General features: G+C 66.6%; 25 protein-coding genes. 18 read left to right on the top strand and 7 right to left on the bottom strand.

Features of this window, described 5'->3' with window-relative positions; genetic code table 11:
• Nucleotides 1-109: 109 nt before the first annotated feature.
• The 5 genes from ACAH01_RS14380 to ACAH01_RS14360 all read left to right on the top strand — a co-directional run bounded on the left by ACAH01_RS14380 (nt 110) and on the right by ACAH01_RS14360 (nt 3,951).
• Nucleotides 110-805, top strand: coding sequence for a bacteriorhodopsin (locus ACAH01_RS14380; RefSeq protein ID WP_372480810.1), 696 nt, complete (start codon nt 110-112; stop codon nt 803-805).
• 147 nt (nt 806-952) lie between these two features.
• Entirely contained in the window at nt 953-1,687 is a 735-nt protein-coding gene (locus ACAH01_RS14375) for a lycopene cyclase domain-containing protein (RefSeq protein ID WP_372479655.1), read from the top strand.
• Nucleotides 1,672-2,721, top strand: a complete 1,050-nt coding sequence (locus ACAH01_RS14370) for a Brp/Blh family beta-carotene 15,15'-dioxygenase (protein WP_372479654.1) — start codon at nt 1,672-1,674, stop codon at nt 2,719-2,721. Before ACAH01_RS14375 ends, ACAH01_RS14370 begins: the two co-directional genes overlap by 16 nt.
• A gap of 84 nt (nt 2,722-2,805) precedes the next feature.
• On the top strand, nt 2,806-3,501 hold the full coding sequence (locus ACAH01_RS14365) for a V-type ATP synthase subunit D (RefSeq protein WP_372479653.1): 696 nt from the start codon (nt 2,806-2,808) through the stop codon (nt 3,499-3,501).
• A gap of 60 nt (nt 3,502-3,561) precedes the next feature.
• Entirely contained in the window at nt 3,562-3,951 is a 390-nt protein-coding gene (locus ACAH01_RS14360) for a DUF6276 family protein (RefSeq protein ID WP_208628290.1), read from the top strand.
• A 295-nt stretch (nt 3,952-4,246) separates the two neighbouring features.
• Here the strand turns inward: ACAH01_RS14360 and prf1 are convergent, their stop codons facing one another.
• Nucleotides 4,247-5,500 (bottom strand): peptide chain release factor aRF-1, encoded by a 1,254-nt coding sequence (gene prf1, locus ACAH01_RS14355; RefSeq protein ID WP_372479652.1) that lies wholly within the window; start codon nt 5,498-5,500, stop codon nt 4,247-4,249.
• Between the two features lie 112 nt (nt 5,501-5,612).
• Between prf1 and ACAH01_RS14350 the strand changes: the two genes are divergently transcribed.
• Nucleotides 5,613-6,422, top strand: a complete 810-nt coding sequence (locus tag ACAH01_RS14350) for a MinD/ParA family protein (RefSeq protein WP_372479651.1) — start codon at nt 5,613-5,615, stop codon at nt 6,420-6,422.
• Nucleotides 6,423-6,440: 18 nt separating this feature from the next.
• On the opposite strand, the gene argS is transcribed toward ACAH01_RS14350, so the two are convergent.
• From argS to pyrH, 4 genes are all read right to left on the bottom strand, one after another.
• On the bottom strand, nt 6,441-8,216 hold the full coding sequence (argS, locus tag ACAH01_RS14345; protein WP_372479650.1) for an arginine--tRNA ligase: 1,776 nt from the start codon (nt 8,214-8,216) through the stop codon (nt 6,441-6,443).
• A gap of 84 nt (nt 8,217-8,300) precedes the next feature.
• Entirely contained in the window at nt 8,301-10,064 is a 1,764-nt protein-coding gene (locus tag ACAH01_RS14340; RefSeq protein WP_372479649.1) for a site-2 protease family protein, read from the bottom strand.
• Between the two features lie 40 nt (nt 10,065-10,104).
• Complete coding sequence (lysS, locus tag ACAH01_RS14335; protein ID WP_372479648.1) at nt 10,105-11,907, bottom strand: lysine--tRNA ligase; 1,803 nt, start codon at nt 11,905-11,907, stop codon at nt 10,105-10,107.
• Nucleotides 11,904-12,623, bottom strand: a complete 720-nt coding sequence (gene pyrH, locus ACAH01_RS14330; RefSeq protein WP_372479647.1) for a UMP kinase — start codon at nt 12,621-12,623, stop codon at nt 11,904-11,906. Before pyrH ends, lysS begins: the two co-directional genes overlap by 4 nt.
• A gap of 401 nt (nt 12,624-13,024) precedes the next feature.
• On the opposite strand from pyrH, the gene ACAH01_RS14325 reads away from it, so the two are divergent.
• Both ACAH01_RS14325 and ACAH01_RS14320 read left to right on the top strand, forming a co-directional pair.
• On the top strand, nt 13,025-13,270 hold the full coding sequence (locus ACAH01_RS14325; protein WP_153552425.1) for a hypothetical protein: 246 nt from the start codon (nt 13,025-13,027) through the stop codon (nt 13,268-13,270).
• Between the two features lie 115 nt (nt 13,271-13,385).
• Complete coding sequence (locus ACAH01_RS14320) at nt 13,386-14,531, top strand: site-2 protease family protein (RefSeq protein WP_153552426.1); 1,146 nt, start codon at nt 13,386-13,388, stop codon at nt 14,529-14,531.
• A gap of 95 nt (nt 14,532-14,626) precedes the next feature.
• Here ACAH01_RS14320 and thiL read toward each other — a convergent pair whose 3' ends face one another.
• Entirely contained in the window at nt 14,627-15,493 is an 867-nt protein-coding gene (gene thiL, locus ACAH01_RS14315; RefSeq protein WP_372479646.1) for a thiamine-phosphate kinase, read from the bottom strand.
• Between the two features lie 96 nt (nt 15,494-15,589).
• Here thiL and ACAH01_RS14310 point away from each other — a divergent pair, with 96 nt between their 5' ends.
• The 7 genes from ACAH01_RS14310 (at nt 15,590) to ACAH01_RS14280 (ending at nt 20,692) form a co-directional block, all read left to right on the top strand.
• Nucleotides 15,590-16,618 carry a YbhN family protein gene (locus ACAH01_RS14310; protein WP_372479645.1) on the top strand — a complete coding sequence of 343 codons (1,029 nt, stop codon included), beginning with the start codon at nt 15,590-15,592 and terminating at the stop codon, nt 16,616-16,618.
• Nucleotides 16,619-16,761: 143 nt separating this feature from the next.
• Nucleotides 16,762-17,223: a 30S ribosomal protein S19e gene (locus ACAH01_RS14305; RefSeq protein WP_372479644.1), complete on the top strand. Its 462-nt coding sequence runs from the start codon at nt 16,762-16,764 to the stop codon at nt 17,221-17,223.
• Between the two features lie 307 nt (nt 17,224-17,530).
• Entirely contained in the window at nt 17,531-17,881 is a 351-nt protein-coding gene (locus ACAH01_RS14300; RefSeq protein ID WP_153552430.1) for a DNA-binding protein, read from the top strand.
• Complete coding sequence (locus tag ACAH01_RS14295) at nt 17,882-18,472, top strand: alpha hydrolase (RefSeq protein WP_372479643.1); 591 nt, start codon at nt 17,882-17,884, stop codon at nt 18,470-18,472. It abuts the gene before it with no gap.
• Between the two features lie 45 nt (nt 18,473-18,517).
• Complete coding sequence (hisS, locus tag ACAH01_RS14290; RefSeq protein WP_372479642.1) at nt 18,518-19,828, top strand: histidine--tRNA ligase; 1,311 nt, start codon at nt 18,518-18,520, stop codon at nt 19,826-19,828.
• Nucleotides 19,829-19,867: 39 nt separating this feature from the next.
• Nucleotides 19,868-20,269 (top strand): SHOCT domain-containing protein, encoded by a 402-nt coding sequence (locus tag ACAH01_RS14285; protein WP_153552433.1) that lies wholly within the window; start codon nt 19,868-19,870, stop codon nt 20,267-20,269.
• A gap of 57 nt (nt 20,270-20,326) precedes the next feature.
• The gene (locus ACAH01_RS14280; RefSeq protein WP_372479640.1) at nt 20,327-20,692 is read left to right on the top strand and encodes an SHOCT domain-containing protein; all 366 of its coding nucleotides are present in this window, start codon (nt 20,327-20,329) and stop codon (nt 20,690-20,692) included.
• A gap of 9 nt (nt 20,693-20,701) precedes the next feature.
• On the opposite strand, the gene ACAH01_RS14275 is transcribed toward ACAH01_RS14280, so the two are convergent.
• On the bottom strand, nt 20,702-21,211 hold the full coding sequence (locus ACAH01_RS14275; protein ID WP_170093448.1) for a GNAT family N-acetyltransferase: 510 nt from the start codon (nt 21,209-21,211) through the stop codon (nt 20,702-20,704).
• Between the two features lie 95 nt (nt 21,212-21,306).
• Between ACAH01_RS14275 and truA the strand changes: the two genes are divergently transcribed.
• The 3 genes from truA to ACAH01_RS14260 all read left to right on the top strand — a co-directional run bounded on the left by truA (nt 21,307) and on the right by ACAH01_RS14260 (nt 25,282).
• Entirely contained in the window at nt 21,307-22,098 is a 792-nt protein-coding gene (truA, locus tag ACAH01_RS14270; protein WP_372479639.1) for a tRNA pseudouridine(38-40) synthase TruA, read from the top strand.
• A 75-nt stretch (nt 22,099-22,173) separates the two neighbouring features.
• Nucleotides 22,174-23,964: an oligoendopeptidase F gene (gene pepF, locus ACAH01_RS14265; protein ID WP_372479638.1), complete on the top strand. Its 1,791-nt coding sequence runs from the start codon at nt 22,174-22,176 to the stop codon at nt 23,962-23,964.
• A 97-nt stretch (nt 23,965-24,061) separates the two neighbouring features.
• Nucleotides 24,062-25,282, top strand: coding sequence for a proteasome-activating nucleotidase (locus ACAH01_RS14260; RefSeq protein WP_372479637.1), 1,221 nt, complete (start codon nt 24,062-24,064; stop codon nt 25,280-25,282).
• Nucleotides 25,283-25,343 lie beyond the last annotated feature (61 nt).

The following is a 25,343-nucleotide window of genomic DNA, read 5'->3' as shown; positions in this document are numbered from 1 at the left end:
GCTGTTTAAGTGACGGGCCGTTATTACGACATGAACCATGTTACAGTCTGGCATGAGTACGTACGTACCGGGCGGCGAAAGCATATTCCTGTGGGTCGGGACGGCAGGGATGTTCCTGGGGATGTTGTACTTCATCGCCAGGGGCTGGAGTGTCTCCGACCAGCGTCGCCAGAAGTTCTACATCGCGACGATCATGATCGCCGCGATCGCCTTCGTGAACTACCTCTCGATGGCACTGGGCTTCGGTGTCACGACCATCGAACTCGGAGGCGAGGAACGGGCGATCTACTGGGCGAGATACACTGACTGGCTGTTCACGACGCCGTTGCTGCTGTACGACCTCGCCCTGCTCGCGGGGGCCGACCGGAACACGATCTACTCGCTGGTCGGTCTGGACGTGCTGATGATCGGTACCGGTGCGCTCGCGACGCTGTCGGCGGGTTCGGGCGTCCTCTCGGCGGGTGCCGAACGCCTCGTCTGGTGGGGTATCAGCACCGGCTTCCTGCTGGTCTTGCTGTACTTCCTGTTCAGCAACCTCACCGACCGGGCGAGCGAGCTCTCGGGTGACTTGCAGTCGAAGTTCTCGACGCTGCGCAACCTGGTGCTTGTCCTGTGGCTCGTGTACCCCGTCCTGTGGTTGGTCGGGACCGAGGGCCTCGGACTCGTCGGCCTCCCGATCGAGACGGCCGCGTTCATGGTGCTCGACCTGACCGCCAAGATCGGCTTCGGGATCATCCTGCTCCAGAGTCACGCGGTCCTCGACGAGGGCCAGACCGCGTCGGAAGGCGCAGCCGTAGCCGACTGAGCGCTCCCCTTTCGGCACTCCAGCCGAAACACTCAGGACGACCTGTCCGGTAGTGTAACCGACTCGGGCCGTCGTCGTCACGACGGTCCGTCCGACGCACCGTCCGTACAGCGCCGTCTCAGTACACCCGCGTTTCAGTACTTCACAATGGCCGCTTTCACATACGTCCAATTTCACGCGCTGTTCGTCCTCCCGGCGCTCGCGGTACTCGTGGGGGTCGCGGGGATTCGCTCGCGGACGACCCGAAGCGAGGTCCGTCCCCTCGCCGTCGCCGTCATCGTCGCAGTGGCGATGCTGTACACCGTGCCCTGGGACAACTACCTCATCCTGCGGGGCGTCTGGTCGTACGGCACCGACAGCGTCGCGGCCGTCATCTGGCACGCACCCATCGAGGAGTACCTGTTTATCCTCTTGCAGCCACTGGTCGCCGCGCTGTGGCTGCACGTGATCTCGCCGGGGATGCCGGCCAACGACGAGACGACGGTCTCCGCCCGTGATCGAGTGGTCGGGGCTGCGGCCGGAGCGCTCGTCGGCCTCGTCGGTGTGGCTCTCCTCACGACCGACGCGACCTTCTACCTCGGTGCGATCGTCGCCTGGAGCGGCCCGGTGCTTGCGCTCCAGTGGGCCGTCGGGTGGCCGTACCTCCTCGCTCGGGGACAGACGCTCGTCGTGGCCGTCTTCGCGCCGACGGCGTACCTCTGGATCGCGGATCGCGTCGCCCTGGAGTCGGGCATCTGGATCCTCTCGGAGCAGTACACGACGGGGCTGGCCGTCCTCGGACTGCCACTCGAAGAGGCCGCGTTCTTCCTCGTGACAAACGTCTTCGTCGTACAGGGTCTGCTGTTGTACCCGTGGGTGATCGACCGATGGCAGTCGAGGTGACTGCAGATCGGGGCCGGCGGCTGCGGTCGGGCCGTCGCCGCCTCGCCCGCTGGACCTTTCTGCCAGCCTGGCTGCTGCTCGGTGCTGTCACGGTCGCACACACGCTGGGCGTGTCGACCGCCGTTCCGGTTCGCTACGGCGTTTTGCTGGTGACGCTGCTCTGTTTCGGGCTGCCACACGGCGCTGCCGACCATCACTCGGTCGCGCGAACGCTGGGCGTCGATCTCACCCCCCGGTTCCTCGCGGCGTTCTGTGCGGGGTATCTCGGACTCGCAGTACTGTACACTGCCGTCTGGTTTCTCGCCCCGGCCCTCGCGTTCGTCGCTTTCGTCGCCCTGACGTGGTTTCACTGGGGACAGGGCGACGTGTATCCGTTGGCGACGCTCGCCGACGGCCGTCACCTGGACAACCGGGTCGTCGCGGCGCTGACGGTGGTCGTCCGCGGCGGCCTCCCGATGTTGGTCCCGCTGGTCTTCTTTCCGGATCGGTACGCCGCCGTCGCCCGGACGGTCGTCTCGCTGTTCGACCCCGGTCGGGTCGCGTCGCTCGCGCCGCTGTTCACCCAGGAGGTGCGCCTCGCGGCCGGGATCGGATTCGCCGCCATTACGGTAGTGACGCTGGCCGCCGGGCTCGCCGTGGCCGGCCCGAGACGCGCCTGGCTCCTCGATGCCGCCGAGACTGCGCTTTTGTGGGGCTTTTTCGCCGTCGTTCCGCCGGTTCTGGCGATCGGAGTCTACTTCGCGCTGTGGCACTCGGTGCGTCACATCGCTCGACTGACCGAACTCGACGGGGTCGCGCTGGCGGCACTGGATCGCGGTGCCGTCGCGCGTGCGGTCGGTCGCTTCACGCGGGACGCGCTTCCGGCGACGATCGGTGCAGTCGTCCTGTTTGGCGGCCTCGCACTGGCCGTTCCGACGACCGTGGCCGGCGTCTCCGAGATCGGCGGGCTCTATCTCGTCTTGCTCGCGGTGCTGACCCTACCCCACGTCGTCGTCGTCACCTGGCTCGACGTGCGACAGGGAATTTGGGGGTAACGACCGCGTCAGGACGGTGATCGGCCTCGTCCCGGCCGTGGGAACTGTAAAAGGTTATCCGACTGGGCCCGTAACGCCCCGGTAATGGCCAAGGACGTCAAACCCACCCGGAAAGAGCTGATGCGAATCGAGGATCGCATCGACCTCTCGGAACGGGGCCACGACACGCTGGAGAAGAAACGCGACGGCCTCATCATGGAGTTCATGGACATCCTCGATCAGGCACAGGACGTTCGATCCGACCTCGACGACTCCTACGATCGCGCCCAGCACGCGATCAACATGGCCCGGGCGATGGACGGCGACGTGGCCGTCCGCGGTGCCGCGGCCGCACTCAAGGAGCATCCGGAGCTGACGACCCAGTCCAAGAACATCATGGGCGTCGTCGTCCCCCAGATCGAGTCCAGCAAGGTCCGCAAGTCCCTCGACGAGCGTGGATACGGCGTCATGGGCACGTCGGCCCGGATCGACGAGGCCGCCGACGCCTACGAGGAGCTCATCGAGAACATCATCCTCGCGGCCGAGGTCGAGACCGCGATGAAGAAGATGCTCGAAGAGATCGAGACCACCAAGCGCCGCGTCAACGCTCTGGAGTTCAAGCTGCTGCCCGATCTGTACGACAACAAGGAGTACATCGAGCAGAAGCTCGAAGAACAGGAGCGCGAAGAGATCTTCCGCATGAAGAAGATCAAGAACAAGAAAGAAGAAGAGGAAGCCGCCGCTCGCGAGGAAGAGAACGCGGAAGCCGAAGAGACCGCCGCCGTCGCCGCCGACGACTGACTGGCGTCGACGCCGCTTTTCGCCGCCGAGCTTTTGCCCGTGCCACGCCCACGTCAGTGCATGGACTGTCCCGAGTGTGGCCACGAGACCGTCGTCTTCGCCGTCGATCCCGAGCTCCGGGAGTATCTCCCCGGCGAAGAACCGGGCGCGTCGCTGTGTCCGCGGTGCCTGTCCGTCCGTCCCGCCGTGGACCCGCCCGCCAGCGAACCGGACTTCTCGCCCCTGGGCGACGCGTTCCCCGACGGCGGGGCCGCCGTCCCGATGGCGCTGTTGCTCGGCCTGCTCTCCTCGCTGGCACTGTATCGCGACGAGATCGCCGCGCTACTGGAGCGTGTCGAGCGTGCCGGTACCGATCCACTGCTGGTGATCGATCGACTCGACGCCGATCCCGCGATCGAAAGCGAGGTCGACCTCGGCCGTCGTCGCCACCAGCTCGAACAACTGCTGTGACGATCTCGTGGTGGTCTCCGGGAGAACCAAACTAGTAAGGTACCAGTTCTTTATATGTGTGGGCTATACAACCATGTGCGGCATCAGGACGTGGACGTTCCAGTCCACGACGCCACAGCGGTGTTGTGCCCACTCACCATCCCCACCCCACCACAACATCATCCTTCCCATGCCACCTTGGACGTGCCGCACCCGGTCGCCCTGTCCCGGGCGACCGTGCCTCTGACTTTCGGACGGTTCACACGAAGCGCTAGCCATCGCTTCCCGTCCGTCTTCGTGCCGAAAAACGTGTCCGTTAGACGCCAGTCGAGTAGCGCAGGAGTCCGGCGACGCCGCCGAAGGCCGACAGGAGCTGTTCGCCCTTCTCGAAGTCCGTCGAGATGAACAGCGTCTCGCTCCCGCGTTGCTGGGCGATCTCCATGAGGTGGTCGATCGCGTCCTCGCGGTCGGCCTCCTCGGCGGGGACGGTCTCGCCACACCGCGAGCAGTCGTGGTCGTCGATCGACGCCGACCGATTGACCATCTCGTACTCGTCGTGGCCGTTCTCACAGGTGTAGATGAGCACGTCCTTCCGGAGATCTTCGGAGATGAGCAGGCGGTCGACCGACCCCATGATGAGGTTCTCGCGGGTCGGGCCGAAGCCGTAGGTCGCCAGATCGCCGTCGTGGAGTTCCTTAAAGAACTCCTCCATGGCCTCCTTGTCCTGGAGGATCTCGTGCTCGGCGAGGATCTCGCTTGCGGCGTCGACGAGATCGTACAGTCCGGACTCGTCGGTGTAGGCCACGTCGAACTTCCCGAGGACGTTGTCACCGAGTTCGTGGTGGAGGTAGTCGCCGTCGAGGAACTCGTCTTTCGTCGGCGACGGCCCCCCCACGAGGATGCCGTCCATCTCGTGGCGACGCGAGACGAACAGGTCGTTGGCCATCTCGGCGACCTCCTGATAGAAGTTGTCGATGGCCTCCAGGCGCAGCCGTGCGAACCGCTGTGCGGACTGACCACCTTTCCGCTGCTTGCCCGGGACCAGCGACGAGGCGGACTTGACGGGTTCGACGCGCTTGCCCTTGAGCCAGCCGACGTTCGCCTCGCGGCGGTCGAGGACGATCAGGCCGAACAGTCCCTTGTCGGCCAACATCTCCGCCAGCGGCTCGGTGAGGAAATCCGAGTCACAGTGGTAGCGAAACGACTGGATGGGGTCGGGCGGACTCTCTAAGACCTCCGTGACCATCTCGGTGCGTCCGCCACTGGAGTCGACCGCTCCGGAGAACAGGACCATCCCGTTCTCGGGTGGCGTGTTCCCGTAGTAGCGGAGCCGGTCTTTGATGCTGGTCAGGGCGTCCTGGACGTTGGTCCGGGTCTGCTTCGACTTGATGTTGGACGCTTCGGAGTGTTCCTGTGTGACGTGGGCGACGACGTCGCTGATCTGCTTGTCCTCTGGCACGTAGATCGTCACCAGTTGCGTCCCGGATCCGTCGTACCCCTTGAGCTTCTCGATGACCTTCTTGAACTCGTATTTTTGTTTGTCGGATTGCTCCTGCTCGGACTCGCTCATTGGGCCAACGTTGGCTGAGCGCGGGTAAGTAACTGTTGACAGCGAGAGCCGTCGGATCACGTGTGACGGGCGGCTTTATATGATAGCCAACCTTGAGCTAAGGTATCTAACTATGGCGGGCTACGTGTGTACCATCGCGGGTGGCAAAGGCGGGGTCGGCAAGACCACGACGGCGGTCAACGTCGGAGCCGCCCTCCAGGAGGCAGGCCACGACGTCGTCGTGGTCGACGCGGATCTCGGGATGGCGAATCTCGGATCGATGCTCGGCATCGAGCATCACGCTTCTCTCCACGAAATTCTCGCCGGGGACGCGGCAGTCAGTGACGCCCTGACCGACGCCCCGGGCGGACTGACGATCATCCCCGGCGAGCAGTCCCTGGAGGCGTTCGCGGACGCCGATCCGGCGAAGCTGCGCAAGGTGATCAAGACGCTGCGCAACGCCTACGACGTGGTCCTGATCGACACCGGTGCGGGTCTCAGCCACGAGGTCGCCGTTCCGCTCGGTCTGGCCGACGGCATTCTGCTCGTGACGACACCGGACGACGTGGCCGTCGGTGACACGGTCAAGACTGCCCAGCTCGCCGACCGCATCGACGGGGACGTGGTCGGCGTGGTCGTCAACCGCGTCACCAGACACACGGACATCGCCGAGATCTCCGAACGGCTCGGCTTCGAGTTGCTTGCGGTCATCCCCGACGATCAGGAGGCCACCGCCGTCGAGCCCCTCGTGCTCAACGCGCCAGACAGTCGCGCGGCGAGCGCGTTCGACCAGTTGTCCGAGTCGATGGCTGCGATGTTCTTCCGGGGCGAGCGGGCGGCCGACCTCGAAACCGTTCTCGAAGAGACGTGGTTCGTCGACGAGAGCGACGACGACGAGGAAGAGGAAGAAGAGTCCGGCGGCGTCTTCGGTCTGTTCAGCTGATCTTTCGGCCGAGCGCGCTCACATCGACCGGGGAGCCGCGATACCGATGGCGTCTAGCGCGTTCGCGATCGCGTGTCTGGCCGCATCGACGAGCGCGAGGCGCGCCTGCCTGGTGTCTGACTCGGCGTCCAGCACCGGACACTCTCGGTAGAAGGTGTTGAACTGCTCGGCGAGCGTGCGAGTGTAGGTCGCGACGACGTGGGGGCGGTGTTCGTCGGCGGCCTGCTCGATCACGGCGGGGAACCGCGCGATCTCTCGCAGCAGATCCCGTTCGGCCTCGGTCGCCAGCGGGGCCGCGTCGAGATCCGCCGCCGTCGATTCGGGCGCTCGCTCTTCGCCCTCCGCCACAGCGTGTCCCGCCTCGCTGAGGATGCCACAGCACCGCGCGTGGACGTACTGGACGTACGGTGCCGACTGCGCCTCGAAGTCGAGCGCGCGGTCCCACTCGAAGGTGATCCCCTTCGTCGGCTGTTTGGAGACGATGTCGTACCGGACCGCGCCGATGCCGACCTGGTGGGCGATCCGTTCGATGTCCGTCTCGTCGAGGTCGTCGTCGCGGTTGCGGGTGTCGATTCGGCTCTCGACTTCCTCGCGCGCACGGTCGATCGCTTCGTCCAGCAGGTCGTCGAGGTCGATCCCGGTTCCCTCGCGGGTGCTCATGCCGCCCTCGGGGAGGTTCACCCACGAGTAGAACACCTGGCTGAGCTGGTCGGTGTCGTGGCCGAGCAGGTCCAGCGTGGTGTCGAGCTGGTCGGCCTGGAGCTTGTGGTCTTCCCCCAGCACCGTCACGGCCCGATCGTAGGTGTCGAACTTCCACTCGTGGTGGGCCAGGTCCCGCGTGGTGTACAGCGAGGTGCCGTCCGAGCGCAGGAAGACGAGGTTCTTCTCGAAGCCGGGCAGGTCGAGCTGCCAGGCGTCTTCCTCGTACACCGCCTGGTCGAGGGCTTTGAGCCGGTCGACGAGGTCCTCGGTCGCGTCGTTGCGCATGAACCGCGTCTCTTTGACGAACTCGTCGAACTCGGCCGGGAGCCGGCCGAGCGTCTCACTCATCCCGCCCAGCACGGTGTCGACGACCTCGCCGACCCGTTCGTAGGCGTCTTCGTCGCCTGCCTCCAGACCCTGCAAGATCGACTGGATCTCGCTTTCGGCGTCTTCGACGCGGTCGGCGTCGGCCTCTTCGAGGAAGCTGTTGCCCTTGCGGTAGTACCGGACCATCTCGTACTCCGGCGAGTCCCGTTCGGGCTCCGGGAGGTCGTCCTCGTCGAAGGTCTCGTAGGCCCAGGTGAACACCGCCATCTGGCGGCCGGCGTCGTTGACGTAGTAGTGGCGATCCACGTCGTAGCCGGCGTAGTCGAGCACGCGAGACAGCGCGTCGCCGATGATCGGATTGCGAGCCCGGCCCACGTGGACCGGCCCTGTCGGGTTCGCGGACGTGTGTTCGACGACGACGCTCGTCTCGCGATCCGGGAGCCGCCCGTAGTTGTCGGCCTGTGCGGCCGCCAGCGTCTCGCCGAAGTAGGCGTCGCTGGGCAGGAAGTTGACGTACGGGCCTCGCTGTTCGACGCTGTCGACGTAGGTCAGGTCGCCGGGGTCGATCGCGTCGGCGATGTCGGCGGCGACTGCCGGCGGTGGCGCACCGACCTCGCCCGCGAGCCGAAACGCCGCGCTAGACGCGAGCACGGCCGCCACGTCTTCGGGCGGTTCCTCGATACCGAGGTCCTCACTGGGGAGATCGAGCGCCTCCAGCGCGGCTTCGAGCGCCGTCTCGACCTCCGAGCGGGTCTGGCGGAACATACCGGGCCTTTCCCAGCAGTCCGTTTAGCATTGACGAAGTGTCCCGATCGCCGGGCCGAGCGAACCCGCCCGCTGACGGGCGGACTACCCGAGTAGCTGCGGGACCGCGATGATGAAGACGAAACTCCCGATCATCGTCAGCGAGACGCCGTAGGTGATCGCTTTCACGAGCCCTTCGCGACGCTCGATCGGGAGGCGAGCGGCAATCGACTCCGAACACACGCGCAGGATGTGGCCGCCGTCGAGGGGGTAGGTCGGCACGAGGTTGAACTGGCCGACGACGAGGTTGAGCCAGCCGGTCCAGAACAGGAGATTCGCGAGGACGAAGGCCCCGTCGGTCCCCAGTGCGCTCAGCGGCCCCGAGACTGTGTAGAAGTTCGCGGCGATCCCGGTGAAGCCAGGGAAGTTGTAGCTGAGTCCCTCGACGATCGACGCGAAGGGCAGCGCCAGCGCCAGGCCGATCCGCTGGAGGAACGGGGTCGACTCGAAGGGCTGCTGACCGGGCACGTCGCCGCCGAGCATCGCGAGGAACCGCTCGGCCGGGTACGTCTCGATGCCGAAGTCACCCACCGAGAGCCCGCTGGTCCCGCGTGCGACGTAGTCGACGCCGATCCCCGGATCGCTCCGACTCGCTTCCGCGAGCGTGATCTCGTAGGTCTCGCGCTGGCCGTCGACGTAGCCCGCGAGCCGGATCGTCTCGCCGGGTTCGCGCTGGCCGATCGCGCTCACGAGGTCGGCCGCCGTCGCGGTCCGCTGGCCGTCGACGGCCGTCACGACGAACGCTGCGCCTGCGGGTGCGCCCTCCGCTTCGAGCGGACCGTCTTCGGCGACGACGGTGTAGCCGCCGATCGCCGTCTCGACGGTTTCACCGTTGTCCAGCGTGAGCCGTGCGACGCTTCTGTCCTGGACGGCGTCGTTGAACGCGGTCGTCGTGTTCACCGCGGTCCCGTTGACCGCGACGATCGTCCGGTTGGTCTGGACCGGTGCCCCGGACACCGCTCCGACGACGACCACCGCGCGGTCGACGGTCGTGACCGTCCCGTTCTGGAGGGTGACCTCGACCGTGCCACCGGCCTCGTCGAGGCGCTGTTGCATCTCCGTGGCGTTTGCGACCGACTGGCCGTCGATACCGGTGATGACCGACCCGCTCTCGATGCCGGCCTGGTCTGCGGGCCCGCCGGGGAGCGTGCCGCCGACGTGGACGCCCTGGACCACGCCGAAGCCGGCGATCACCGGCCCGAACAGCAGCCCCAGACAGAGCAGGCTCACCGCGAAGTTGTTCGTCACGCCCGCGACGTACATCCGGATCTGTTTGCCCCGGTCCGAGAGGCTGACGCCCTCTTCGTTCGGTTCGACGAACGCGCCCAGCGGCACGATCGTGAGGAGGGCCAGCCCCATCGACTCGATCTCGATGTCGCCGACCCGACACAGCAGCGCGTGTCCGCCCTCGTGGACGACCAGCGCCACCACGAGACCGGCGACGATCTCGCCGGCCACCGACAGCGGGAGGAAGTCGTTGACGCCGGGAATCACGAGGACGTTTCGCGGCTCGGTGACGGCACTCGGAGCCGGATCCCGCACTGCGAGGACGGCCGCCAACACGACGTAGAAGAACGAACCGACCATGACGACCAGTCCGACGCCGACGCCGACGTTGCCCCACGCTCGCCACGCCCGTTTGGGCGTCGCGAGCCAGTCGACGAACCGCCGACCACGCTTCGTGTGGAGGGTCGCGATCGGGCCCGACAGATGGACGTACTCCGGGAGCACACCCCAGGTTCGCAGGAGCATCCCGAGAATGGAGTAAGCAACCACTCCGACGAGGACCCACGTGAACGTACTGACCATTCGATCGGATACAGGAACCACCCGGCAAAGAGGGTTTGGTCTACCGATTCCGGCGGAACCGTTCGACGACGAACTCCCGGTCGAGCTTCGCGACGAAGGGGCCGAGCTGTGGCCCCTCCGATTCGTCGAACAGGAGCCGGTAGCCGGCGCTGAAGAGGTCACCGATCGGCACGTCGTGGCGCTTTGCGGTCTCGTAGATCTCGCCCTGGATCGTCTCGCCGTCGTGGCCCTCGGCGACGAAGTCGGCCAGCTCGTCCAGTGCGGTCTCGGTGGCTGCGTCGAAGTCGGTCTCGGGCAGCTCGGCGCGCTTGAGCTCGTAGTTGAACTCGTTGTCCGTCCGGCGGGCCCACTCGCTGGCCAGGTCGACCCGCTCCATCGCGGTCTCGACGGCCCACTCGGGGGTGTCGTCGGCGAGATGTCCCTCCTTGCGAGCCACGTCCGTCCGCAACTCGGGATCGTCGAACATCCCGAGCACCGCGGCGAAGGTGTAGGGGATGCGGACGCGGTCGGCGTACTCCTCGGCGAGCAGGTCCGCGACGGTCTCGCGGGCCGTCCGGTCGTTGGCGACCGACCGCCACGCACCCTCGCCGAACGCCTCGTCGAAGCGGTCGGCGACGGTCGGCCTGATCGAGGGCGGGTAGGCTTGCTCGCCGAGTGCCTCCTCTCGGTCGGTCCCGTCTTCCTCGCCGAAGTAGAGGCGCTCGGTCCGGTCGAAGTCGTCGACCAGCTGGTCGAGGCGCTCGATGCTGAAGTCCCGTGCCTTGCTGGGATCTTTCGAGAAGAAGTACCGGACGACCGCCGGCTCCAGCAGCTCCAGTACGTCGTGGACCATCACGACGTGGCCCTCGGAAGAGGAGAACGGCTCGCCGTCGAGCGTGAACCACTCGTAGACCATCGGCACCGGCGGCGCGATCTCGAAGACGTTCTCCGCGATGTCGACGCCGGAAGGCCAGGACCCCTCGGCGTGGTCCTTCCCGAACGGCTCGAAGTCGACGCCGAGCACGTCCCAGCCCGCCGGCCACTCGAAGCGCCAGGGCAGCTTGCCGTCCCGCAGCGTCGCGCTTCCTTCGTGGCCACAGCCCTCGATGACGCGGTCGCCGGCCTCCATGTCAGTACAGCGGTACTCGACGGTGCCGGCGTCCGTATCCACGGCCGTGACGGTTTCGGTGACCTTCCCACACTCTCCGCAGATCGGGTTGAACGGGACGTAGTCCGCGTCGACCTTGTCCTGGTACTCGCCCAGTACGTCCCGTGCCCGCTCTTGATTGTCGAGGACGTAGCGGGTCAGTTCCTCGAAGGAACCGTCTTCGTAGAGGTCCGTCGTCGAGACGATCTCGATGTCGACGCCGAGCAGCTCCGCACAGTCGGCGATCAGGTTCGAGAAGTGCTCGCCGTAGGAGTCACAGCAGCCGAAGGGGTCCGGTACGTCCGTGTAGGGACGCCCGAGATTCTGGCCGAGCGCACCGGCGTTGACTTCCCCCAGATCGACGATGTTGCCGTCGAGATCGGCGAGCTTACGGGGGAGCTTCCGGAGCGGGTCCCGGTCGTCGGTGGTAAACACCTGCTGGACCTCGTACCCGCGCTCTCGCAGGGATTCGGCGACGAAGTAGCCCCGCATGATCTCGTTGACGTTGCCCAGGTGGGGGACGCCCGAGGGGGAGATCGCGCCCTTGATGACGACTGGCTCGGTGGGTTCTCGGGCCTCGATCTCGTCGGCGACCGCGTCCGCCCAGAACACCGCCCGGTCGTCGGGACCCTGTTCGCCGTCGTGATCGCCCAGCGCGTACGGGTCTCGCGTTGCCGTCTGCCGTGTGCTGTCGTCCCCTGGATCGCTCTCGCTCATGCTCGATCCCACGCCGTCGGAGCGGCACCGAGATTCTCGGGGACCACGTCGGTGCCGTCGTGTTCGCCCGTTTCGACGGCGCGTCGAACCGCCGTCGGGTCGGTGCCGTCGAGGACGATCGACCGGAGCCCGGCCCGCTCGATGATCTTCGCCGCCAGCAGGTCGACCGGCGCGTTGCTCCCGGCGTTCATCTCGATGCCGGCGATCAGATCGACGAGTTCGCCGGCAGCGATCTCCTCGTAGCGCTCGGCGTCGTCGTCCTCGTTGGGGTCGGCGCTGAACACGCCCGGAACGCTGGTCGCGTACACGAGCAGGTCCGCGCCGACGTGTTCCGCGAGTGCGGCGCTGACGGCGTCGGTGGTCTGGCCGGCGACGGTCCCGCCCATGACGGGAACGTCGCCTCGTTTGAGGGCTGCCCGCCCCTCGTCGTAGCTCTCGATCGGTGCCGGCGCGGCTCCATCCCCCAGCGCGGCGATCAGGAGCCGGCTGTTGAGCCGCGTGACGGCGATCCCGAGCTGGTCGAGTTCGATCTCGTTGGCCCCGAGTTCCCGCGCCGTCGTGATGTACTCCCGCGCCGTGGGGCCGCCACCGACGACGATTCCGATCTCGTGTCCCGCTTCGTCGAGTGTCTCGATGACGCGAGCGTACTCGCCGATCCGGTCCGGTTCCAGATTGGGGGCGAGGACGCTCCCGCCGACGGAGACGACTACTTTCATTGTGCCTGCGTAACCCCGATGCAGGCTTAAGGGTTGTCAAGACGCCTGACACCGTCGGCTGTCCCTCTGTGAACGATCTCGCCACTCCAGCGAGGCGAATCTCTACACGAAGTGACAGCCAGCAGTCTGACGCCCGTCACACGGTCGCCAGAAGATGCGGCAAGAAACTCTTATTTTTGAGCGGGAACGACTCTCTGAACGCATATCTTTTCGTTTTCTTTCCCGAGAACAAAACTCTGGCCAAAACGCCCTCAAAACCGCTTGTAAAATGTCTCGAAGGATATGAGGCGCTCGTAAAAGGTCTGTTTTTCGGCGCTTCACGCTGAAAGTGGTCGAATCGTCCCGAAGCTTCCCGCCTTTATATACTCCTACGGGGGGTACAGACGAGTGAGGTTCCAAAGATGAGCACAACTGTGCAGCCCTCCACGGACGAGCTGAGCAAGGAAGAGCGTCTGGCTGCCTTCCTCAAAGAGAAGGCCAACAACGGTGAACTGTACTTCAAGAGCAAGTTCATCGCAGACGAAGTCGGTCTCTCTCCCAAAGAGATCGGCGCGCTCATGGTCAAGCTGAAGGAGTCGGCGTCCGAGATCGAGGTCGAGAAGTGGTCGTACACGAGCGCGACGACGTGGCGCGTCGAGCCCGCCTAGTCGGTCTCTCGGTTCCCGCAGCTCGCAGGACGCTCCGAGCGCGTTCTTCTACTCGTTCCCGACGGCGTGGTCCCCGTCCGGGGTTTTATGCTCGCTCGACGGCTAGTAGCGCGTGATGGATCGGACCGACTCGCCGACGACCGCACCGTCGGTCGAGGACCTCGCGTCCGTCTTTCAGGTCTACCAGGTCCGCCGCGACGGGGATCGGCTCCTCTACGTCGGACGGCCCCGCGTCCAGCCAGACGCCGTCGAGCGACGGCTCTGGGACCGGTTTCGAGAGTCTGGCTACGAGATCTCGCTGGAGCGGGAGTACGACACCGACGCCGACACGCCGATGCCGACCCACGGCTGGGTCCTCGTGGCTCGTCCCCACTCCGTCGGGATCGACGGGATCCCCTGGACGAACATCCTCCTGGCGCTGCTGACCATCGGGTCGACGCTGCTGGTCGGTGCCGTCCAGTGGTACCACGTCGATCTCGGCGCGAACCCCCTCGGGATCTTCCGGGCCTGGCCGTTCGTGGCGGCCGTCCTCGGCGTCCTCGCGGTCCACGAGCTGGGACACTACGTCGCGAGCCGGTACCACGGCGTCGACGCGAGCCTCCCCTACTTCATCCCGTTCCCGACGCTGATCGGGACGATGGGCGCGGTCATCCGTATGAAGGGGCGGATCCCCGACCGCAAGGCGCTGTTCGACATCGGAGCGTCCGGACCGCTGGCGGGCCTCGTCGCGACGGTCGTCGTCTCGGCGATCGGGCTCCAGCTCGACCCCGTCGTCACGCAGGAGGCGATCGCCGCCGGCTCCGACGCGCCGGTGGTCCGCTTTCACAACCCGCTCTTGCTGGAGCTGATCGCCGCCGCCACCGGCACACTGGAGACGCTTCGCTCCGGGACGATCCACCCGGTCGTCTTCGGCGGGTGGGTCGGGATGTTCATCACGTTCCTGAACCTCCTCCCGGTGGGCCAGCTCGACGGCGGCCACATCGTCCGGGCGCTGTACGGCGAGCGCCAGGAGACGATCGCCGCTGCCGTTCCCGCGGCGCTGTTCGGGCTGGCCGGCTACCTCTACTTCCTGCAGGACGTGACCAACGCCGTCGGCATCTGGGTCATGTGGGGGCTGCTGGCGACGGGACTGGCCTACGCCGGCCCGGCGACTCCCATCCGGGACTCGCCGCTCGACTCCAAGCGGACGCTGCTGGGCGTCTTTACGTTCGTCCTGGGGATCCTCTGTTTCACTCCGGTGCCGTTCGAACTGGTGACGTGACCGCTCGGAACGCTCGTGTTTAGTGAAGCGAATGTAGTCGTTGCTACCCAAAATCTGTTCACGAAACACTGCCCTCGGAACGACGGTAACCCGTATCAGTGGCTGTAACCCCGGTCGGGGAGTGGCTCGCCGTCGAGCGTCACTCCGCCCTCGGTGACGGTGCCGATCGGCGTGAGCGGACAGGGCGTCGCGGCCCGAGCCCGTTCGACCTCGTCTTCGGGCACCGTGCAAACGAGTTCGAAGTCCTCGCCGAAGAACGCCCCCAGTTCGAGGCGTTCGTCGCGTCCGTCGGCCACGTCGTCGACGCTGTCGTCGATCGGCAACGGGGTCTCGACGGCCATCCCGCAGTCCGACGCCGCGGCGAGCTGGTGGAGCGAGCGGGCCAGCCCGTCGCTGGAGTCCATCATGGCCGTCGCGATATCGGACAGCGCCGTCCCGGCCGCGACACGTGGCTCGAAGCGAAACAGCTCGTTGGCCCGCTCGTCGTCGCCACGCTCGAACAGCCGGAGTCCCGCGCCGCTCCGACCGAGCGTGCCGGTGACACAGACCACGTCGCCGACGCTCGCCCCGGAGCGCAACACCGGATCGTCCGTCCGGCCGAGCCCGGTCGTCGCGACCGTGAACTCGTCGTGGCCGTCGAGGTCGCCGCCGACGTACTCGGCTCCGACTGCCTCACACACCTCGCTGGCACCCTCGACGAACGCCGTCAGCGCGTCGGCCTCGAACGTCGGCGCGCCGTACACCGCCACGGCCGCGGTCGCGTCGGCACCCATCGCCGCCACGTCCGACAGCGAGGCCCCGACTGCGCGCCAGCCGGCGGTGTAACGGGTCGTCCCGTCGGGGAAGTCCGTCGTCTCGTGGAGCATGTCGGTCGTCAGCACCTGGCCGTCGACGACGGCACAGTCGTCGCCCGCCCCCGGCAGTTGTGTGCCGATCATCGCGAGTGCCGCGCGTTCGTCCATGGCTGTGTCTGGCTGGCCAGCCACAAAAACCGTCGCAGTCCCGCTTTTGGCCACCGGTATCGGTGATTTGAAACGCGAGCCGCTTCTCGCCTCGGTATGGCCGATCGCCTCCCGACGATCGTCGGGTTCGCCGGCACGCTCGTCGTCCTCGGGGCGCTCGTCTGGTTCGTCGGCGCTGGCGACATCCTCGCCGCGCTCTCGCGGGCCGACCGGTCGGTGCTGGCCGGTATGGTCGCCGTCGCCGTCCTCTGGCTCTGCCTCTGGGGGATGGCGCTCAAGACCGTCCTCGCCTCGCTGGGCGCGCCGGTGGCGTCTCACACCGCGATTCTCGTCTTCTCGGCGGCGGTGTTCTCGAACAACATCACGCCCTTCGGGCAGGCCGGCGGCGAGCCGGTCAGTGCGCTTCTCATCTCCGAGGCCGCCGACACCGAGTACGAGACCGGGCTCGCTGCCATCGCCAGCGTCGACACGCTCCACTTCGTGCCCTCGATCGGCTTCGCCGTCGGCGCGTTCACCTTCGTCGCCGCCGGTGCGGTACAACTCGGGCGCAATCTGTTGTTCGCCGCTGGCGCGATCGCGGCGCTCGCCGTCGGGCTGCCGACCGCTGCCTATCTGGGGTGGCGCTACCGGTACGAACTCGAAGCGGCCGTCGTCCGGTTTCTCACCCCCGTCGCCCGCACGGTCGGCCGCGTCGTCCCCCGCTGGACCCCCCCTTCGCCGGGTGGACTCGAACACCGGATCGAGCGCTTCTTCAGCTCGATCGACCGCGTCGCCGGAGATCGACGGTCGCTCGTCGTCGCAACGAGCTTTTCGGCGATGGGGTGGCTCGCGCTCGGCGTCACACTGTGGCTCTCGATGTACGCGCTCGGCGAACCGGTCGAGTTCTCTTCGGTGATGCTGGCGATTCCGGTCGCGATGGTCGCCGGCATCGCCCCGCTGCCGGGCGGGTCCGGTGCCATCGAGTCGGTGCTTGCGACACTGCTGGTCGCGACGACCGGCGTTCCCTCTGCGGTCGCGCTGTCCGGCGCGCTCCTCTACCGGGGCGCGACCTACTGGCTCCCGATTCTGATCGGCGGCGGCGTCGCCAGTTTCCTCGGTGCCGACCGGGCCAGAGGCGGCGAGTAACGAACGCCAGCGTCGCCCTGGGCGATGGCCACCCACACCACCCCCCGGAGACTGTCGCCACACGCCGTGTGACGACCTCTCGCACGGCCCAGGCCCGGTAGTAAACGATGGCCTTAAATGACGCCGACGGGAACCAGAGTGCAATGACGACGCTCTACGACGTGCCCGCGGACGAGCTCATCGAGGCCGCCGCGGTCGAGCTCGCCGAGGAGGACGCCATCGACGCGCCCGACTGGGCCGAGTTCACCAAGACCGGTATCGATCGCGAACTCCCACCGGAACAGGACGACTTCTGGCAGCGCCGCGCCGCAAGCGTCCTCCGGAAGGTCGCCACGGACGGCCCCGTCGGCGTCGGCGCGCTCCGAACCGCCTACGGTACCTCGAAGAAGGGGACCAACCGCTACGAGGTCCGTCCCCACCAGAAGACCGACGCCTCTGGCAACATCATCCGGACGATCCTCCAGCAGCTCGAAGAAGTCGGCTACGTCGAAGCCGCCGGTGGCGAGGGTCGCCGCGTCTCGGCCGACGGCCGCGCGTTCCTCGACGAACTCGCCGGTGAGGTCCTCGAAGACCTCGACCGTCCCGAGCTCGAACGCTACGCTTAACGACCGTTTTCCGCTTCGGGTTCGAGTCGCACCTTCGGCGCGCTCGAACCACTCGCGCAAAAACGTCCTCAGAAGTCGAAGACTTCTGATGGGCTGCGATAGAGCTCCGCTCTATCGAACGTCGATGAAAAAGGCCGGAATCGCCAGCGGCGATTCCGGTGTCGTACGTGTGCTTGCGAACGCACTGCTCGTCAGAACTTGCTCTGACGGTGGATAACTACGGGTGAGGCAGTCGCGCCAGCGACCTGCCGAGGGCTTAGGTGGAAAGAAATTTTGGCGCGAAGCCAGTAGTGGTGGTAGAGACAGCATGAGCGGTGAACCAGACGAGGAACGACTCGAAGAACTGCGCGAAAAGAAGATGGAACAGCTGAAAGAACAGCAGGGCGGTGAGGCCGACGCCGAGGCCCGCGAGGAGGCCAAACAGCAGCGAGAGGCCCAGAAGAAGGCAGTCCTGCGACAGAACCTCACCGACGAGGCTCGCAAACGGCTCAACACGCTGAAGATGTCCAAGCCACAGCGCGGCGAGCAGATCGAGCAACAGGTCGTCTCGCTGGCCCAGAGCGGCCGAATTCAGGGCAAGATCGACGACGAGAAGATGAAGCAGCTGCTCAAAGAGCTGACTCCCGACTCCAAGAGCTTCGACATCGAGCGCAGGTAGATGCGCTGTGGGGTCCTGTACAGCGGCGGGAAGGACTCGACGCTCGCAGCACTCGTTCTGGAACCGTTCTACGAGCCCACGCTCGTCACGGCGACGTTCGGGATCGCCGACGTGGTCGCCCCCGGCCGGCGTGCGGCCGCTGGTGTCGACCTCCCCTTCGAGACGATCGAACTCGATCCAGCCGTCGCGGCGCGGGCGGCCGAGCGGATGGTCGAGGACGGCTACCCTCGAAACGGGATCCAGCAGGTCCACGAACACGCCGTCGAGACGATCGCAGACGGCGACTTTTCGGCCGTCGCAGACGGGACGCGCCGGGACGACCGCGTGCCGACGGTCGACCGCTCGCTGGCCCAGAGCGTCGAGGACCGCTTCGGCGTGGACTACCTCGCGCCGCTTGCCGGGTTCGGCCGCGCGGCGATCGACGACCTCGCCGACCGGCGACTGCGGGTCGAGACCGGACCGAGCGAGACGATCGCCAAGGCCGACTACGAGACCGAATTGCGGGCGCTGCTTCGCGACGAGTACGGGCCGGAGACGGTCGCCGACGTGTTCCCCAAGCACACGCAGTCTCGCGTCGTCGGCCGGCGGTAGCCGGGGAAGGACAGTTTCAAGCGGGCGCTGGCTGTAGCCGGTGACATGTACGACTCGCTGAAGGGGTTTCGAGACGTCTACCCCGCCGAGATGGCCGCCTACCGCCAGGTCATCGACGAGATCGAGACGACGGCCCGCCAGTACGGCTTCCGTGAGATCACGACGCCGGCCCTGGAGGCCACCGAGATGTACGTCGACAAGAGCGGCGAGGAGATCGTCGAGGAACTGTACCACTTCGAGGACAAGGGCGGACGCGACGTTGCGCTGACGCCGGAGCTGACGCCGACGGTGGCCCGGATGGTCGTCGCCAAGCAACAGGAGCTGTCCAAGCCGATCAAGTGGGTGTCGACGCGGCCGTTCTGGCGCTACGAGCAGGTCCAGCAGGGCCGATTCCGGGAGTTCCACCAGACGAACATCGACATCTTCGGGTCGAGCGAGCCGACGGCCGACGCCGAGATCCTGGCGGTCGCGGCCGACATGCTGACTCGACTGGGCCTGGGCGGCGACGACTTCGACTTCCGGGTCTCGCACCGCGACATCCTCACGGGACTGCTCGAATCCTTCGAGGCCGACGTGGACACCCAGGACGCGATTCGCGTCGTCGACAAGCGGGCGAAGATCGACCGCGACGAGTACGTCCAGGGCCTCACCGACGCGGGGCTCTCCCCCGCCCAGGCCGAGCAGTTCGACGAGTGGCTCCAGGCCGGCGACGACGATCTGGCTGTGCTCGCGGAGATGAGCGGCTCCGAGCAGGTCGCAGACGCCGTCGAGAACCTCGAAGCCGTCCTCGCGGCCGCGGAGGACTTCGGCGTCCGAGAGTACTGTACGATCTCGCTGACCACCGCCCGCGGGTTCGACTACTACACCGGCGTCGTCTTCGAGTGTTTCGACTCGACCGGCGAGGTCTCTCGGGCGGTCTTCGGTGGCGGTCGGTACGACGACCTGATCGAGGGCTTCGGCGGCGAGCCGACGCCAGCGGTGGGCTTCGCGCCGGGCGTGCTGAACTCGACGCTCCCGCTCTTGCTCCAGCGGGCGGGCGTCTGGCCCGAGGAGGCGGTGTCGACGGACTACTACGTCCTGCAGGTCGGTGACACTCGCCCCGTCGCGGCCCGTATCGCGCGGGAACTCCGGGCGGCCGGTCACGTCGTCGAGGCCGACGTGTCGGACCGCAGCTTCGGGGCCCAGATGGGCTATGCGGACTCGATCAACGCCGAGACGGTCGTCATCGTCGGCGAGAACGACCTCGAAAACGACGAGGTGACGGTCAAGGACATGGCCAGCGGCGAGCAGACGACCGCGCCGGTCGACGGGTTCCCCGGCGACCACGAGCGCCCGACCTACGACGACTTCGCGTAATCGCGGATACTTTTGTGTGCGGTGTTCGTACGCCGATCCATGAGCGCCCTGTTCCCCATGGAGAAGTGGCGATTCGCCGGTGTCGTCGCCATCCTGACGTTTGGCCTGACCTCGCTGGTCGCCGTCCTCGGAGCCCCCGGATCGATGATCGCCGCGCTGTCTATTCTCGGGTTCTTCCTCCTGCTCCCGCTGATCGCTCTCCTCGGATCGGATTTCCCGCTGGTCGCGGCCGAGGATGCTGAAGACGGACGCGAGGTCGAGGCTTCGCTCGACGACACTGATCCCGTCGAAGTCCTCCGCGAGCGGTACGCACGCGGGGAACTCTCCGAGGAGGAGTTCGAGTCACGCCTCGACAGGCTGCTGGCGACCGAAGACGTCACGACCGAGCGGTCGGTCGAAGGTGTCACCGACCGCGAACGGCTGCTCGAAGAGGAGTCCTGAGTCCGGGCTATGTTCGATCCCTTTCCGATGCGGCTCACTCGTCTGCTCCCGTATCTGATGCTCTCGACGTTCGTCGTCGGCATTATCGGTGCCGTGATCACGGGAATACCGCAAGTGATGGGAGCGATATTTGTCCTGGGGTTCTTGATTGTGGCCCCAGTTGTCGCCGTGCTCGGTGATTCGCTCTCGTTCGTCGCCGACCGGCGCGAGGAGAGCCTTTGGCGGTCGATGGGCGAGGAGTTCTCGAAGGGAAAGAACCTCGTCGACGACGCCGATCTCGATCCCTACGCGAGACTCCGGGAACAGTACGTCAGCGGCGAAATCTCGGAGGGAGAGTTCGAGGAGCGCCTGGAGGAACTGCTGGAAGCGGAGTCCGACAGCCGGTGGGCAGACGAGCGCACACGCGTGCCCGAAGTCGAGTGACCTCGCGACTTACAGGTCCAGTTCCATCTCGTGTTCGTTGCGCTCCCGGCGTGTCGTCTCGAATCCGACCGACCGGTAGAGGTTCATCGCGACGTGGTTGTCCCGCTGGACGGAGAGCCAGACGTGGTCCAGTCCCGCGCGCTGGCCCGCGCCCAGCAGCGCCCTGATCAGGCGGGAACCGATCCCGGCGTAGTGGTAGTCCGGGTGGACGAAGATCACGAGTTCCGCGGTCTCGTCGTAGGGAAAGAGCGCGGCGTGACCGACCGCGTCCTCGCCGTGCCAGGCGACGAGGTTGATGCCGTCGTCGAGCATGGTGTCGACCCACTCCGCCACGTCGCGTCGCTCGCGCGGCGGGATCCCCTGCGCGCGGTCGGCGTCGGTGTAGGCCGCGTACATCTCGACGACGGCCTCGCTGTCGGCGTCGTCGGCGACGCCGATCTCGATCGCGCGATCGCGACCGTCTGTGAACGAACGGGGCGGACGTGAGAACCGGTGGGCGGCCGTCGCCTCGTCTGTCATTGTCCGGTATTGTGGTGCCGACTACCTAAATCCGCGTCGGCTTGTCGTCGCGTGCGAACGGCGGTGGATAAGTAGCCACGGCGTCCAGACGGCGTATGCGCGCCTATCGGATCGCCTACGACGGCCAGCCCTATCACGGGTTCCAGCGCCAGCCCGACGTCGAGACGGTCGAGGGGGAGCTACTGGCCGCACTCGACCGACTCGGAGTCACTGACGGGGGCGTTCCGGCGGGCTACGCCGCGGCCGGACGGACGGACGCTGGCGTCTCGGCGCTGGCCCAGACGGTCGCCTTCGAGGCCCCGGAGTGGCTCTCCCCGGCGGCGTTCAACAGCGAACTCCCGGCCGCGGTTCGTGCGTGGGCGAGCGCCGACGTGCCCGAGGACTTTCACGCGACCCACGACGCCCGAGAGCGCGAGTACGTCTATCACCTGTACGCGCCCGAGCGCCACGACGACCGGGCTCGGCGGGCCGCGGACGCCCTCGCCGGTGAGCACGACTTCCACAATCTCACGCCGGACGACCGTGGGACGGTCAGAGCGCTCTCGATCGATCTCACCCGGGAGGCGGCGTTTCTCGTCTGTCGGCTCCGTGCCGGTGGGTTCTGCCGCCAGCTCGTCCGTCGGGTCGTCGGTCTCGTCGACGAGATCCGCCGGGGCGAGGCTCCGGTGTCGAAGGTCGACCGCGTGCTCGGCTCGGAGCCGATCGACGGGGGCGCGGGTGTCGGACCCGCGCCGCCGACGCCGCTGGTCCTCACCGGCGTCGACTACGACCTCGCGTTTTCCGTCGACGACGCTGCTCGCAAGAGTGTTCGGTCGATCTTTGCCGACCGCGTCGCCGAACGCCGCGCCGGTGCCCGCGTCGCCGAGGAGATCCGCGACGGCGTGTGACGGATTACTGTCGCCCGTGACCCTCCACGATCTTGCCCGGCAAGACTTACGGCATCGAGACGCTAACCCGGTCACATGAGTTCGGTGCCCGACAGATCGGAGATCGAGACGCAGTACAAGTGGGATCTCGAGTCGCTGTACGCGACCGACGAGGACTGGGAGGCCGCCTACGAGCGAGCCGAAGCACTCGTCGCGGATCTCGCGGCTTACGAGGGGCGCGCGACCGACGACGCCGAGACGCTCCGCGCGACCCTAGAGACCTACGAGGACCTGATGCGTACCGTCGCCAACGTCTCCTCGTACGCGCGGATGCGGAAAGACGAGGACACTACCCGGGACCAGTACCAGGCGTTGACCGCGCGGGCACAGTCGCTGTCCTCGGACGCCTCCAGCGCGGCGAGTTTCCTCGAACCGGCCCTCCAGGATCTGGAGTGGGACGACATCGAAGCGATGATCGACGCGGAGCCGGCCCTCGCGGAGTACGAACACTACTTCGACGACGTGCTCCGGATGAAAGACCACACTCGCTCCCCGGAGGTCGAGAACCTGCTGGCGGAACTGAGCGAGGTCACGGGCGCGTCGGGCGAGGTGTACAACATGCTGGCCAACGCGGACATGACGTTCCCGTCCGTCGAGGACAGCGAGGGCGACGACCAGCCGGTGACGCTGAACAACTTCACGACCCTCCAGAAGCGACCGGACCGCGACTTCCGCCAGCGGGTGTACGAGAGCTTCTACGACGAGTGGGAGACCGTGCGCAACGCCGTCGGATCGGCCTACAAGAACAGCGTCAAGACCGACGTGAAGATGGCCAAGGCCCGCAACTACGACACCGCTCGCGAGGCCGCACTGGACGGCCCGAACGTCCCCGTCTCGGTCTACGACACGCTGGTCGACACCGTCCGAGACAACCTCGACGCGCTCCACCGCCACGCCGACCTCAAGCGCGAGGCGATCGGTGCGGACGAACTGGAGATGTGGGACCTCTACGTCCCGCTCGTCCAGGAGGAGTCTCCGGAGATCGAGTACGAACAGGCCTGTGAGTACGTCGTCGACGCCGTCGCGCCGCTGGGCGACGACTACCAGTCTCGCGTCTCGGAGGGGCTGGACTCGCGGTGGGTCGACGTCTACGAGACCGCCAACAAGCAGTCGGGCGCGTACTCCGGCGGGACCTACGACTCCCAGCCGTTCATCCTGATGAACTACCAGGACGACGTGGAGTCGATGTACACGCTGGCCCACGAACTGGGCCACTCGCTGCATTCGGAGTACACCAGCGAGTCCCAGCCCTACGTCTACTCGGGCTACGAGATCTTCGTCGCCGAGGTGGCCTCGACGGTCAACGAGACGCTGCTGACCCACCACCTGCTGGACGTGGTCGACGACGAGCGACTCCGCCGACACGTCCTCAACGAGTACCTCGAACGGTTCCGATCGACGCTGTTCCGCCAGACGATGTTCGCGGAGTTCGAGCACCGCGCTCACGAGATGAGCGAGGCCGGCGAACCGCTGACGCCCGACCGCCTGGACGAGCTCTATCACGACCTCAAGAGCGACTACTACGCACCCGCCAACGTCGACGACCGGATCGCTCGCGAGTGGATGCGCATCCCGCACTTCTACCGCTCGTTCTACGTCTACCAGTACGCGACGGGCATCTCGGCGGCCGTCGCCCTCGTCGACGAGATCCTCTCGGAGGGCGAACCCGCTGCCCAGCGGTACATCGACTTCCTCCGGAAGGGTTCCCGGGAGTACCCGCTGGAACTGCTCCAGGGTGCCGGCGTCGACATGTCGACCTCGGCTCCGGTCGAGGCAGCCATCGACACCTACGGCGAGTACCTGGACGAGTTCGACCAGCTGAGCTGAAGCCGGCGGGCTGCCGTCCGGCGACGCGTGTCGGCTCGGCTATGCGTACCTGACCCAAAGGCCCTTAATAGTTCAGTTCCCTACGTTCGATAACCAGATGTCGCGCAGTCCCTCGCTTCCCGATCGGCCCCGGCTGGATCTCGATCCCGACATGACCCCCGAGGAGCGCCTCGAAGCGCTGCGGGATCACTTCGAACAGATCGTGGAAGTCAACGACGAACTGGAATCGCAACTCGACGCGGCCAAGGACCGTCGGCGCTCGCTGACGGAGGACGTCGACCGCATCGAACGGGAAAACGAGATGCTGAAGACCTCGTCGCTGTACATCGCGACGGCAGAGGAGGTCACCGACGACGGCGTGATCGTCAAACAACACGGCAACAACCAGGAGGTGCTGACCGAGGTCTCGCCGTCGATGCGGGAACGGCTCGAAGCCGGCGATCGGGTCGCGATCAACGATTCGTTCAGCGTCAAGGAGATCCTCGAAGGCGAGAAAGACGCCCGCGCACAGGCGATGGAGGTCGACGGCTCCCCCGACGTGACCTACGGCGATATCGGCGGGCTCGAAGCGCAGATCCGCGAAGTTCGGGAGGCCGTCGAGGAGCCGCTGGTCAACGCCGAGCAGTTCCACGAGGTCGGCATCGAACCGCCGTCGGGCGTCCTCCTGCACGGTCCGCCCGGCACCGGGAAGACGATGCTGGCCAAAGCCGTCGCCAACGAGACCGACGCCACGTTCATCAAGATGGCCGGCTCCGAGCTGGTCCGGAAGTTCATCGGCGAGGGCGCGCGACTCGTCCGTGACCTGTTCGAGCTGGCGGCCGACCGCGAACCCGCCGTCATCTTCATCGACGAGATCGACGCCATCGCGGCCAAGCGGACCGAATCGAAGACCTCCGGCGACGCCGAGGTCCAGCGGACGATGATGCAGCTGCTCAGCGAGATGGACGGCTTCGACGAACGCGGCGAGATCCGGATCATCGCCGCCACCAACCGCTTCGACATGCTCGACCGCGCGATCCTCCGGCCCGGCCGCTTCGACCGCCTCATCGAGGTCCCCAACCCGGACTTCGACGGGCGGACGCGCATTCTGGAGATCCACACCGAGGAGATGGAGCTGGCCGATACGGTCGAGCTGTCGTCGATCGCCGGCAAGACCGACGGCCTCTCGGGTGCCGAGCTGGCGTCGCTGGCCACCGAGGCCGGCATGTTCGCGATCCGCGACCAGCGCACGACCGTCACCGAGGCGGACTTCGACGACGCTCTCGAAAAGATCGAGGACGGCACCGAGGGCGGCAGCGTTCCCGTCGCCTTCGCCTGAGGCTGCGGTCGCCGTCGGACGATCGCACGGGGTGGCGACGCACTTTCGACCGAACAGCCGA

The sequence above is a fragment of the Halomicrobium sp. HM KBTZ05 genome (assembly GCF_041530035.1).
Taxonomy (GTDB): Archaea; Halobacteriota; Halobacteria; order Halobacteriales; family Haloarculaceae; genus Halomicrobium.
This window is presented reverse-complemented; position numbering and strand designations above follow the sequence as displayed.